This window comes from Thermococcus sp. (genome assembly GCF_027066465.1).
GTDB lineage: Archaea > Methanobacteriota_B > Thermococci > Thermococcales > Thermococcaceae > Thermococcus.
In genome coordinates, this window is the sequence record NZ_JAMONU010000097.1 from 1 (window position 1) to 11,311 (window position 11,311).

Below are 11,311 nucleotides of genomic sequence, written 5' to 3' on the forward strand. Positions count from 1 at the left end.
GAAGACCTCCTCCGGCTCCTTGGTAACATCAATGCTCCTGCTCTTGACAGAAATCATGCCGTAGCCGCCGCTCTTCAGGAAGACCTTTGCGTTGTCGATGAGGATTTTCGCCTGCGTCGGCTGGGCGACGTCCTCGAAGATGACGTCAACCTTCGGGACGAGGGCGCGGTAGCCCTCGGGCTTCGTTGCGTCGCCGAGTATAGGAACGATGTTCCTCCTCTCTTCAACAATTGGAACAAGCTCCCTCAGAACCCTCGGCGAGAACTCGACGCCGAATATCTTGCCCTCCCAGCCGACGATGTCGCTGACGTGGGAAGCGGTGGTTCCGCTCGCTATTCCGAGGTAAAGGACGGTTGAGCCGGGCTTAATCGGGAAGTTCTTGAGGCCGTTGAGTATTGCCGCGCCGAGCTTTGAACGGCTCGGGTTCCAAATCCTGTACTCCTCGCCCTCGAACTTGACGACCCTCTCCCCGTAAACCCTCTGGCCGGGAACGAGGTTCTTGGTTGCAATCTTCTCGCTCCCGTCGTCATCGATGACGATGTAAACGCCCGGGAACCTGTGCTTCTTAACCTTCATCTACCTCACCTCTTGCCCTTCTTTTTCTTCTCCCATTTTCTAGGTTTACCCCTCTTTTCTGGCCTTCCACTCTTTTCGTGCCTCTTCTCCTTCCGCTCCTTGCCCTTGAACTTCTTCTTTTTCTTCTCGGGCTTGGCCTTCCTCTTTGGAGGATTGGGATACTTCTCCTTGATTTCCTTGATTCTCTGCTCGAGCTCCTTCTTGAGCTCCTCGCCGATGTATTCGCCTGAGAAGTAGTCAACCCTTGCCGCTATGGCCAGCTTTCCGGCCAAAGCCCTCGCAATCTTACCCCTCTGCCACCAGGGCGAGCGGTTTATTGCAGGATACTGGAAGATGACGCCGTGCTTGGGTGGCTTGGCACCCGTCCTTAAGTGTCTGAAGAGGGCCTTTTCAGCGCCAAGAACCTGTATCGTCGATGCCGGCATCATGGCGAGCTCCTTAAGGCCTCCAGCGAGGCTCATAAGCCTTGCGGCGAGCTTCGCACCGACGAGGGCCTTCAGGTTCGGGGCCACCTCATCCATTGCCTTCTCAAGGTAGTCCTCAATCTGCTCCCTCAGCTTGTAGAGGTCGGAAATCTCGCTGGCGAGCTTCCCTATGATTTCGCTGTCAAACCTTCCGAGAGGTGCTCCCATGGACTTTTCGGCCGCCTTGAGAATCTTCTCAACCTTGCCCTCGGAGAAGCCGAGCTTTTCAAGCTTCTCCCTGCTCACGTTCTCCCTCGGGCCGATTTCCTTGACAAATGCTACATACTGCGGGTGCTTGGGCAGGATTTCGTCCAGCTCTGGGAAGTGGAGGCCGTACCACTCCCTCAGCCTCGAAACGAGCAGGTTAATGACCTTGTCTATGTCATCGAGCGCTTCTATAGCCTGTATAATCATCTTGTCGCGCGCACCGCTCTGCTCCTGTATGCGGAGCCTCGTCAGGGCAACTCCGACGGTGTAGTACTCGTCGAACCAGTTCTCGCCGAGGAACTCCTCCGGGCTTGAGCGGAGCTTTTCTCCTGCCAAGTTAGGGAACTCGGCGGTGGCATTGTAGCCGAGCTCCTTGAGCTTCCTGCTCAGCTCGGTGTCCTCGACGACGAATTCCTCGTAGCCCTCTCCGCCCAGCTCGTCGAGGAGAACTAAAAGCTCGTCGCTCGGTTCGCCTTTCAGAAGCCTGTCGAGGCTTACCTCCGGCTTTCCGCTGAATGGTTTGCTCGCGATGAGCTTCCCGCTCTCGTCGAAGGCGTAAATGCCCCTGACGTTCTCGGCAATGTAAACCTTCATGAGCATCACCTTCCGTTCTTTCCTCAGGTATAGAAGGGTGAGGAGTTTTAAACGGTATCGGTGGAAAAAGAGGGAAAAGTCAGTCCTCCCAAGGCTCGCGGTACTTGAGTGCCCAGCCAAACTCCTCCTTGAGAATGTCTATGGCGGCGCTCGGCGGAATGACCCCGCGCTCGGTGATGATGACGTCCACGTACTCTGGAGGCGTGACGTCGAAGGCCGGATTCCAAACCTCGATGTTCTTCGGCCAGGTCTTGAGTTCTTCCTCAGGAATGACCTCCGTTGGGTCGCGCATCTCAATCTCGACAAGCTGGCCGAGCATCGTCTCGGGGTGGAACTTGTAGGTTTCAGCGGCAATCATCGTCCAGACCCTGTGCTCCTTGGCGGTAAGCGCTATCAAAGCAGTTCCAATCTTGTTTATCACCGCGCCGTTGACGGTTATGCTGTCTGCCCCCATGACGACCTTGTCCGTCATCTTCATGTAGTGCCTCGCCGCTGAGTCAACGACGTAGATGACCGGAATCCCGTAGCTGGCCAGCTCCTTGGCGGTAATCTTGCCCTGCCACTTGGGCCTCGTCTCGGTCACGATGACCTTTATATCCTTGCCCTGCTCAAAGGCCGTCTTCATGACGCTTATCGCGGCCTTGCTGTGGCAGTGGGTCATTATGACGTCGCCGTCCTCTATGCGCTTCGCCCCTATCTCGCCTATCCTCTTGACCGCGTTCTCGGAGTTGTGTATGAACTCCTTGGCGGCGTTGATGACGATGAAGCGGAGCTGTTCAAGGTCGGCACCGCTTGAGTAGGCAATCTTACCCCTGTGCATGACGTAACGGAGAGCGTTGGGCAGGGAAACAGCGGTTGGCCTCGTCTCGTAGAGTATCTTCGCGGCCTGCTTCATCTCCTCCCAGAACTCATCAACGGTCTTGGCCTGGCTCTTCTCGGCCTGTATCTGAAGCGCGTAGGCCGCTGAACGGGCTATCTTTCCGGCACCGCGTATCTCCATGTTCTTTATCTTCTCAGCTATTTCAAGGACTTCCTTAACCACTGGCATGCTTCCACCTCCTAGTAAACTCAGGTTTTTGAGGCAGGGTTTATAGGTGTTTCCCGTGCATTAATGTCCTCAAAAGTCCCTTGGTGTTCTCAAATTTTCCAAGAAAGCTCTATTTACCTTTGTAAAGCTCAATGGGGAGCTTTGAGAAAGGTTTATAACGAAAGACCCGAACTTCATAGTGTATAGATTTGATGATGTGTTCAGGCATGTTCATTGAGGTGGTGGAAATGGAACACAAACTGATGAAAAAACTATCCTCGGAGCCCCTCAACTTTGAGTCATTCTTCTCCGAGAAAGCCCTTCAGATGAAGGCTTCGGAGATTAGGGAACTTCTCAAGCTCGTCGAAACCAGCGACGTTATAAGCCTCGCAGGCGGTCTGCCGGCCCCCGAGACATTTCCGGTCGAGATTATCAAGAAGATTGCCCAGGACGTCCTCACCAACCATGCAGACAAGGCCCTGCAGTACGGAACGACCAAGGGCTTCACCCCGCTCCGCCTTGCCCTCGCGAAGTGGATGGAGAAGCGCTACGGCATCCCGATGAGCAAGGTCGAGATAATGATGGTTGCAGGCTCGCAGCAGGCCCTAGATTTAATCGGAAGGGTCTTCATAGACCCAGGTGACGTCGTTATAGTCGAGGCTCCAACGTACCTCGCGGCACTCAACGCGTTCAAATACTATGGCCCGGAGTTCGTGAGCATTCCAATGGACCACGACGGAATGAGAATTGACCTCCTCGAGGAGAAGCTTGAGGAGCTGAAGAAGAAAGGAAAGCGCGTTAAATTCCTCTACACCGTCTCGACCTTCCAGAACCCGATGGGAGTTACCATGAGCCTCGACAGGAGGAAGAGGCTCATAGAGCTCGCCAAGGAGTACGACTTCCTGATTGTGGAGGACAACCCCTACAGCGAGCTCCGCTACTCCGGCGAACCCGTTCCGCCTATAAAGCACTTCGACGACGAGGGTCGCGTTCTCTACCTCGGAACGTTCTCGAAGATACTCGCCCCCGGCTTCCGCCTCGGCTGGATTTCCGCTCATCCCCACTTTATAAGAAAAATTGAGATAGCAAAGCAGGCCGTTGATTTATGCGCCAACACACTCGCCCAAGTTATAGCTTGGAAGTACGTCGAGGACGGCCACCTCGACGAGCACATCCCGGAGATAGTGAAGTTCTACAAGCCTCGCAGAGACGCTATGCTCGAGGCCCTTGAGGAGTTCATGCCCGAGGGCGTTGAGTGGACGAAGCCGGACGGGGGAATGTTCGTCTGGGTGACCCTGCCGGAGGGCATAGACACGAAGCTCATGATGGAGAAGGCCATAGCCAAGGGCGTCGCCTACGTTCCCGGTGAGGCGTTCTTTGCGCACCGCGACGTCAAGAACACCCTTAGGCTGAACTTTACCTACGTTCCAGAGGAAACAATCAGAGAGGGCGTCAAAAGACTCGCCGGAGTCATAGAGGAGGAGATTAAGGCTCTGAAACATTAACTCACAAAGTTTTTATTCATTTTTCTTCAATTCACTTCCGGTGGTGGCTTTGAAGCCTGTGATAGGTATAATCGGTGGGAAAGACGACTGCTCGGTTTTTACCGGAAGGCTCCACGTGCTCAGAATTATCGAAGCCGGGGGAGTGCCTGTTGTTTTCAGCCCGGACACCGACCCGGAGGACATCGTTGAGGTTTCCGATGGAATACTCCTAACCGAAGGCCCCGACGTGCATCCAAGGTTTTACAACGAGGACCCCTCGCCATCACTAGGAGCGGTTGACGTTGAGAGGGACGAGACGGAGATAGAGGTCGTCAGACTGGCGGCGGGCGAGAACGTTCCCCTGCTCGGGATAGGCAGAGGAATGCACGTAATCAACGTTGCACTCGGCGGAACCCTCTATCAGGACATTTACGACATACCAAAGGCGATAAAGCACGACTGGGACCCCGACCTTGTGAGCCCGGTTCAAAGGCTCCACACCGTCCGAATCAAAACGGATTCCCTCCTTTACGAAATCCTTAAGGGGGAGCTCAGCATAGAGAGCACCAACGAGGCTAGGATAGCAGTGAACAGCTTCCACCATCAGGCTGTGAAGAGAGTTGGAGAAGGACTGAAGCAGGTGGCCTTCGCAGTTGATGGGCTCATCGAGGCGATAGAGGGAAAGGAGGGCTTTTTGATAGGCGTCCAGTGGTGGGCGGAGTTCCTCCCGGAGATGAAGTCCCTCTACAGGGCCTTTGTTGAGGCCGCAGGGAGGAGGCACGACGAGGCCCAAGAGACCCTAAGGAAGGTAATAGAAGCCGAAGTCAGAGGGGACATCAGGGAACAAGGTGAGAGCCGTCACAGCTCGGAAACGAGTGATAGCCTTCCCGACACGAACCAAACGTGATTCCCCTTTCGGTTATCTTTTTCTCAGCCTCGCGCAGAATCTGGAAGCGTACCCCCTTGGGGAGATAGTAGTAGCCGCCAATCCTCTCCCCCTTCTCATAGAGGGGCCACAGCTTTTCCATTAGCTCCGGAAACTTCGCGAACATCCTCCTCTTGGAGTCGGGCCTCAGCTTGAGGGTTGAAACCGTGATGTGGCTCACGAAGTCCAGAGCGTCGAGCGTCTCGTCGAAGTCCTCCCACGTATATAAGGGTATTATGGGGTCTATCCTCGCGTAAACAGGAATCCCCGCTTTCTTGGCCTTCTTAAGGGCCCTTATCCGTGCCTTAGGAGATGGGGCGTTGGGCTCGAGGAGTTTGGCCTTCCGCTCCTCAACCGTCGTCACGGTGATTCCAACGGCACAGCGAAGCTCGCTCAGAAGGTCTATGTCACGCTCGAAGATGTCCGACTTCGTGAGAAGCAGACAGCGGACGTTGTAGCGTTTGAACAGCTCAAGAACCTTCCTCGTTATCCCGAGCTTGCGCTCAACCGTTGGATAGGGGTCGGAGGAGTAGGAAAGGGCCACGATGTAGCGTCTGTCGAACTTTCTGAGCTCCTTCTCCAGCTTTGGTAGGAGGCCCTCCTTAGTCCTCACGCGGAAGGCGTTGGGGATATAGCTCGTTATGTAGCAGTAAACGCACGCGTGGTCACAACCGGTGTAAACGTTCAGCGTGTATTTGAAGGGGCACGTGCAGAGCTTCGCCTTCCAGGGGTCGAAGGGACGGAGGTACATGGAGGATGTTTATGGGGAGCCGGCTTAAAACCCCACCGATTGACATGTGAAGCTGGGCAGGCTTTTTAACCCCCAGACCATTGACCAGATGGGTGTCTAAGATGGAGCTCGTGAAAACACTATTGTTGCTCTACGGCGGACTGTTTGCGATAACGAATCCAATCGGTGCGGTGCCGGTATTCCTCAGCGTGACGCACGACCTCAGCGAGGGTGAGAGAAGAGAGATAGCGGCAAAGACTGCAATTACAGTAGTTGTTACGCTCTCGGTCTTCGCGCTAATCGGCCAGTGGATTTTCAGGTTCTTCGGCTCCAGCGTCGATGCCTTCGCGATAGCCGGCGGAATCCTGCTCTTCAGGATGGCCATGGAGATGCTCTCCGGGAGGCTCTCATCGGTTAAGATAAGCCGGGAGGAAACCGAGGAGTTCGACGAAGAAGCCGTCACCCTGGAGGAGGTTGCTGTGATACCCTTAGCAATTCCCCTGATTTCGGGTCCGGGTGCGATAACGACGGTAATGCTCTACATGGCCAAGAGCGGAAGCCTGGGCGAGAGGCTCTCGGTGCTGCTGAGCATACTACTGATAGGGGTCACCGTCTGGCTCGTCCTCTGCTCGGCCAACAGGATAAAGGCCAAGCTCGGCCGCGTCGGGATAAAGGTCATGACGAGAATGATGGGTCTGATACTAACCTCAATGGCCGTCCAGATGATAATCAACGGCATCAAGGGGGCGTTTGGGCTTTAGACTTCAAGCCTGTCCTTGAACCTCGACATATCCACCCCCATCTCCAGACCGAAGAGGTAAGCTAAAATCCTCTCGTCTATGTCCCCGTAGCGCTCGCGGAGTTTTTTTATCCCCTCCATGACCTCAAGCTCGGTCCAGCCGAGGGTTCTCGCTATGTGGACGACCATCTCGCCGAGCAGATTTTCCGGGCTTTCCCTTTCTTCCACGGCCTCAAGGTTTACGTAGAGCTTTCCCTCGCGCTCCTCAAGGAGTCCCTCGGAGAGCCATTCCTCGATTAGCCTCTTAACCTCACCAACGGAGAAGCGCCTAAGCCTGAAGCTCAGGATGCCAACTAGCTCGCTCCTCGTGAACTCCGTCGAGCCTTTAACCCGAACGGCCTCCTCAAGGGGGTGCATGGCCATCAAGCTTTTTTTACTCGCTCGGGTAAATAAAGCTGGTGGTCGAGATGGAGCAGAGAACCCACAAACTCACCTCCGAGAGGCTCGTTGGAAAACCCATAAGGCTCGAACCCGGGAAAGCAGAGGTCGAGCTTCTGACGACTGGGGAGATGGCGGTCGATGAGCACGGACTCGTCCACGGCGGCTTCACCTTCGGACTGGCCGATTACGCCGCCATGTTGGCTGTAAACGAACCGACGGTTGTCCTTGGAAAGGCGGAGGTAAGGTTTCTCAAGCCGGTGAAGGCCGGTGAGAAACTAACCGCGAGGGCGGAGGTAATCGAGGACCTTGGACGTAAAAAGCTGGTCAAAGCTGAGGTCTTCAACGAGAAAAACGAGAAGGTCTTCGAGGGAACCTTTCACTGCTACGTCCTCGAGAGGCACGTTCTGGAGGGGGACTAGTAAATGAACGGGAAGAAAATCCTCGGCGTCAGCCTGAACGTCTTCCTTCTCGGGGTCGTCAGCTTCCTCAACGACATGAGCAGTGAGATGATAGCCCCGGTAATCCCAAGCTACCTGACTGAGGTTCTGAGGGCGGGTAAGCTGGCAAGCGGCTCCATAATGGGCCTCATAGAGAGCGCAAGCTCGCTCTTCAAAGTCCTCTTTGGATACTTCAGCGACCGCTTCAGGAAGAGAAAGGCGTTTGTGTTCACGGGATACGCTCTTTCAACGGCTTCAAAGAGTCTTCTGGCGTTTTCAAGGGGCTGGGCTGATTTCTTAGCTTTAAGGTTGCTCGACAGAACCGGAAAGGGCATCAGAACCGCCCCCCGCGATGCCCTGATAGCGGAGTCGAGCCTTGGAGAAACCGGGAGGTCCTTTGGGTTCCACAGAATGATGGACACTCTCGGAGCTGTCGCCGGGCCGTTGGTTGCCGTTCTGCTCCTCGGCCTCTTCGCATACCTCCCCAGAGAGGTCATCTACCGGAGGATATTCCTAATCTCGGCGGTTCCCGGACTGGCTTCACTGCTGATAATCGCCTTCCTGGTCAAGGACACGGGAGGCGAGGTGCGAAAGAAAATCAAGGGCGTCTCCGCGCTGAAGAGCAGGTCGCTTCAGCTGTTCCTCGTCGTGATTGCCATCGGAACTCTTGGAAGGTACAGCTACGCGTTTACGCTCTGGAAAGCTGAGGCGCTCGGCTACAGCCTCCTTCAGAGTTCCGCCTTCTACGCGCTCTTCAACCTGGCGTACGCTCTCACAGCTTATCCAATCGGGATATACTCGGACAGGGTCAGCAAGAAAAAGCTGATAGGAGTCGGCTTCCTGCTCTCCGGCCTGGCGAGTCTGTGCTTCGCATTTGCAGGGGGAATCCTCCTGCTGACCCTCGCGTTCCTGCTGTACGGTCTCTACATGGCCGTCATTGACACCGTTCCGAGGGCGTACATGTCGGAGCTGGCGGGGGAAGGTGAAAAGGGCACCGTCATAGGTGCCTACCACACCGTTGTGGGGCTCTTCGCCTTCCCGGCATCGGCCATCGCGGGTTTTCTATGGAGCGCTTACTCCCTAACGTACAGCTTTCTCTTCGCCTCGGCGATGTCCCTCACGGCCTTCATCCTTCTGCTCCTATCTTGACGGTTCTACAATTTTTACTGGACTTTTCCGTTCATTGACTGTCAAAAAGACTAAAAAGCCTCCCGAGTATTGAACCCGGTGGTGTGAGTGAGGATTTTAATCATAGGCACCGGGGGGACGATAGCGAGCGCGAAAACGGAGAGGGGATACAAGGCGAAGCTCAGCGTGAACGAAATCCTCAGGATTGCGGGTATAAGGGGAGACGGTGTCAAGATAGAAACGAAGGACATCCTGAACCTCGACAGCACGCTGATTCAGCCGGAGGATTGGGTAACCATAGGCCGGACGGTCTTTGAGAGCCTCGAGGAGTACGACGGGATAGTAATCACCCACGGAACCGATACGCTCGCCTATACCTCCTCAGCGCTGAGCTTTATGGTGAGAAACGTTCCAATTCCCGTCGTGCTGACCGGCTCAATGTTACCCATAACCGAGCCAAACAGCGACGCCCCGAGGAACCTCAAGACGGCGCTGACCTTCGCGATGAAGGGCTTTCCGGGAATCTACGTCGCCTTTATGGACAAGGTAATGCTTGGAACGCGCGTTTCAAAGGTTCACTCCCTCGGACTGAACGCCTTCCAGAGCATAAACTACCCGGATATAGCCTACGTGAAGGGAAGCGAGATAGTTGTGAGGCACAGACCCCCGGTTCCCTCGGGAAGGCCCCTCTTTGACCCGAGGATAGACCCGAACGTCGTCCACCTCCGCCTGACCCCCGGACTCTCGCCCGAGGTATTTCTCTCCGTTGCCGAAAAAGTCGACGGGATAGTTCTCGAGGGATACGGCGCCGGTGGGATTCCCTACAGGGGAAGGAACCTTCTGGAGGCCGTCTCGAAGGTAACCGGGAAAAAACCCGTCGTTATGACCACCCAGGCGCTCTACGGAGGTGTTGACCTGACCCGCTACGAGGTTGGCAGAAGGGCGCTGGAGGCAGGGGTGATTCCCGCCGGCGACATGACCAAAGAAGCAACTCTCGTTAAGCTCATGTACGCGCTCGGCCACACGAAGAAGGTTGAGGAGGTAAGGGAGATAATGGAGAAGAACATAGCGGGAGAAATCAGCTCAGCTTTTTGATTTCCTCATCCCCAATGATGAGCGGCCTTTTGGCCTCTATAACGTAGCTCAGCTTCCATTCAACTTCTCCCCTGTTCATAAGCCTCGCGTAGCGTTCCGCCTTTTCCTTTGCCTCCTCGAGTGAAGAGGCCTCAACGATTCTCCTCACGTACCACTTCCTGTCCCCGTAACGAAGCTTGAACTCCGCCATGAACATGTCCATCACCGAATAAAATTCGGGAGATGAGTTTAAAAGGTTAAGCTAAGGCTCGGCCGCGAGGTACCGTCCGTCCCGCTCGAAGGCCTCGAAGACCTTTCCTCCGTCTTTAGTTTTCAGCTCCACGAGAACCCGCGAGGGCACCCTCTCGACCTCAACCTCAACCTTCCGGTTGCTGAGAACCTGGATGAACGCGTCACCAAGTCTTTCAAACTCAAAAACGAGTGCATCGTCCTCCCATCTTGTCCCCCTGAAGTTCACACCACCCATTCTGAACGTTACCTCAAGAACAACCTTCATTTTGCAATACCCCATGACCCTTGGTCAAACCCGTTAAAAAGTTTCAGGCAGGAATTTTAAACTCAAGCTCGCTAGATACAAACGGTGATGGAGATGCCGGAGGAAGCCCTCATCGTCGTGGACATGCAGAGGGATTTCATGCCCGGAGGGGCGCTACCAGTTCCCGGGGCCGACAGGATAATCCCCAAGGTGAACGAGTACATACGGAGGTTCAGGGAGAAGGGCGCCCTGATAGTGGCGACGCGCGACTGGCACCCCGAAAACCACATCAGCTTCAAGGAACAGGGCGGGCCGTGGCCGAGACACTGCGTTCAGAATACTCCCGGAGCGGAATTCGTCGTTGACCTGCCAGAGGACGCGGTGGTAGTTTCAAAGGCAACCGAACCGGACAAAGAGGCCTACTCGGGATTCGAAGGGACGAACCTTGCGGAAATCCTGAGGGAGAAAGGGGTAAAGCGCGTTTACATCTGCGGCGTTGCGACGGAGTACTGCGTAAAGGCCACCGCGCTCGACGCCGTCAAGCACGGCTTCGAGGTCTATCTTTTGAGCGACGCCGTCAAGGGCATAGACCCCGAGGACGAAAAGAGGGCTATTGAGGAGATGAAGAAGGCCGGCGTGAAGATTCTGTGAGCTTTTTCCACTCTTTTAGAAGGACGAGAAGAAGGTTGAGGACTATAGGTCCGATTATCAGGCCCTTGAGGCCCATGGCCCACGTTCCCCCAATCATGCCGATGAACACGAGGGTCTCGTCGAGCTGGGCGTCCCTCGCCACGAGCATCGGTCTTATCGTGTAGTCCGGCATCGGGGAGACGAGCGTAAAGCCGTAGAGCGCTATTCCGATGGCGTGGAGGTACGCACCTTTAACGGCGAAGTATATCGCGGCCGCGAGCCAAATCATCCAGCCCTCGAAGAGCGGAACAAAGGAGAAGACGAAGGTCAGGAAACCTGCAACCACCGCCGTATAGAGG

At 55.3% G+C, this 11,311-nt stretch carries 15 protein-coding genes; 7 read left to right on the forward strand and 8 right to left on the reverse strand.

The window, feature by feature from the left end:
* From MVK46_RS04660 to MVK46_RS04670, 3 genes are all read right to left on the reverse strand, one after another.
* A partial coding sequence (locus tag MVK46_RS04660) for a fibrillarin-like rRNA/tRNA 2'-O-methyltransferase (RefSeq protein WP_297535484.1) occupies positions 1 to 576 on the reverse strand: 576 nt, incomplete at its 3' end.
* Between the two features lie 5 nt (positions 577 to 581).
* Positions 582 to 1,841 carry a C/D box methylation guide ribonucleoprotein complex aNOP56 subunit gene (locus MVK46_RS04665; RefSeq protein WP_297535494.1) on the reverse strand — a complete coding sequence of 420 codons (1,260 nt, stop codon included), beginning with the start codon at positions 1,839 to 1,841 and terminating at the stop codon, positions 582 to 584.
* 79 nt (positions 1,842 to 1,920) lie between these two features.
* Complete coding sequence (locus tag MVK46_RS04670) at positions 1,921 to 2,889, reverse strand: ribose 1,5-bisphosphate isomerase (protein ID WP_297535485.1); 969 nt, start codon at positions 2,887 to 2,889, stop codon at positions 1,921 to 1,923.
* Between the two features lie 227 nt (positions 2,890 to 3,116).
* Between MVK46_RS04670 and MVK46_RS04675 the strand changes: the two genes are divergently transcribed.
* Positions 3,117 to 4,373, forward strand: a complete 1,257-nt coding sequence (locus tag MVK46_RS04675; protein WP_297535495.1) for a PLP-dependent aminotransferase family protein — start codon at positions 3,117 to 3,119, stop codon at positions 4,371 to 4,373.
* Between the two features lie 43 nt (positions 4,374 to 4,416).
* A complete protein-coding gene (locus MVK46_RS04680; protein ID WP_367182628.1) occupies positions 4,417 to 5,259 on the forward strand; it encodes a gamma-glutamyl-gamma-aminobutyrate hydrolase family protein in 843 nt (280 codons plus the stop codon).
* On the opposite strand, the gene MVK46_RS04685 is transcribed toward MVK46_RS04680, so the two are convergent.
* On the reverse strand, positions 5,189 to 6,028 hold the full coding sequence (locus MVK46_RS04685) for a radical SAM protein (RefSeq protein ID WP_297535487.1): 840 nt from the start codon (positions 6,026 to 6,028) through the stop codon (positions 5,189 to 5,191). The genes MVK46_RS04680 and MVK46_RS04685 overlap by 71 nt on opposite strands.
* Positions 6,029 to 6,129: 101 nt before the next feature.
* Here MVK46_RS04685 and snatA point away from each other — a divergent pair, with 101 nt between their 5' ends.
* Positions 6,130 to 6,768 carry a neutral amino acid NAAT transporter SnatA gene (snatA, locus tag MVK46_RS04690; protein ID WP_297535488.1) on the forward strand — a complete coding sequence of 213 codons (639 nt, stop codon included), beginning with the start codon at positions 6,130 to 6,132 and terminating at the stop codon, positions 6,766 to 6,768.
* On the opposite strand, the gene MVK46_RS04695 is transcribed toward snatA, so the two are convergent.
* Positions 6,765 to 7,169, reverse strand: coding sequence for a DUF2240 family protein (locus MVK46_RS04695; protein WP_367182629.1), 405 nt, complete (start codon positions 7,167 to 7,169; stop codon positions 6,765 to 6,767). The two genes, snatA and MVK46_RS04695, sit on opposite strands and share 4 nt — an antisense overlap.
* A 44-nt stretch (positions 7,170 to 7,213) precedes the next feature.
* Here MVK46_RS04695 and MVK46_RS04700 point away from each other — a divergent pair, with 44 nt between their 5' ends.
* The 3 genes from MVK46_RS04700 to MVK46_RS04710 all read left to right on the forward strand — a co-directional run bounded on the left by MVK46_RS04700 (position 7,214) and on the right by MVK46_RS04710 (position 9,847).
* A complete protein-coding gene (locus MVK46_RS04700; protein ID WP_297535489.1) occupies positions 7,214 to 7,606 on the forward strand; it encodes a PaaI family thioesterase in 393 nt (130 codons plus the stop codon).
* Positions 7,607 to 7,609: 3 nt separating this feature from the next.
* Entirely contained in the window at positions 7,610 to 8,773 is a 1,164-nt protein-coding gene (locus tag MVK46_RS04705; RefSeq protein ID WP_297535490.1) for an MFS transporter, read from the forward strand.
* An 87-nt stretch (positions 8,774 to 8,860) separates the two neighbouring features.
* Positions 8,861 to 9,847 (forward strand): asparaginase, encoded by a 987-nt coding sequence (locus MVK46_RS04710; RefSeq protein ID WP_297535491.1) that lies wholly within the window; start codon positions 8,861 to 8,863, stop codon positions 9,845 to 9,847.
* On the opposite strand, the gene MVK46_RS04715 is transcribed toward MVK46_RS04710, so the two are convergent.
* The gene (locus tag MVK46_RS04715; RefSeq protein ID WP_297535497.1) at positions 9,831 to 10,043 is read right to left on the reverse strand and encodes a hypothetical protein; all 213 of its coding nucleotides are present in this window, start codon (positions 10,041 to 10,043) and stop codon (positions 9,831 to 9,833) included. The genes MVK46_RS04710 and MVK46_RS04715 overlap by 17 nt on opposite strands.
* A 45-nt stretch (positions 10,044 to 10,088) precedes the next feature.
* Entirely contained in the window at positions 10,089 to 10,343 is a 255-nt protein-coding gene (locus tag MVK46_RS04720) for a hypothetical protein (protein WP_297535492.1), read from the reverse strand.
* Between the two features lie 93 nt (positions 10,344 to 10,436).
* Here MVK46_RS04720 and MVK46_RS04725 point away from each other — a divergent pair, with 93 nt between their 5' ends.
* Positions 10,437 to 10,973 (forward strand): nicotinamidase, encoded by a 537-nt coding sequence (locus MVK46_RS04725; RefSeq protein ID WP_297535498.1) that lies wholly within the window; start codon positions 10,437 to 10,439, stop codon positions 10,971 to 10,973.
* Here the strand turns inward: MVK46_RS04725 and MVK46_RS04730 are convergent.
* Positions 10,933 to 11,311, reverse strand: a 379-nt coding sequence (locus tag MVK46_RS04730) for an AI-2E family transporter (protein ID WP_297535493.1), incomplete at its 5' end; no start/stop codon positions are given. The two genes, MVK46_RS04725 and MVK46_RS04730, sit on opposite strands and share 41 nt — an antisense overlap.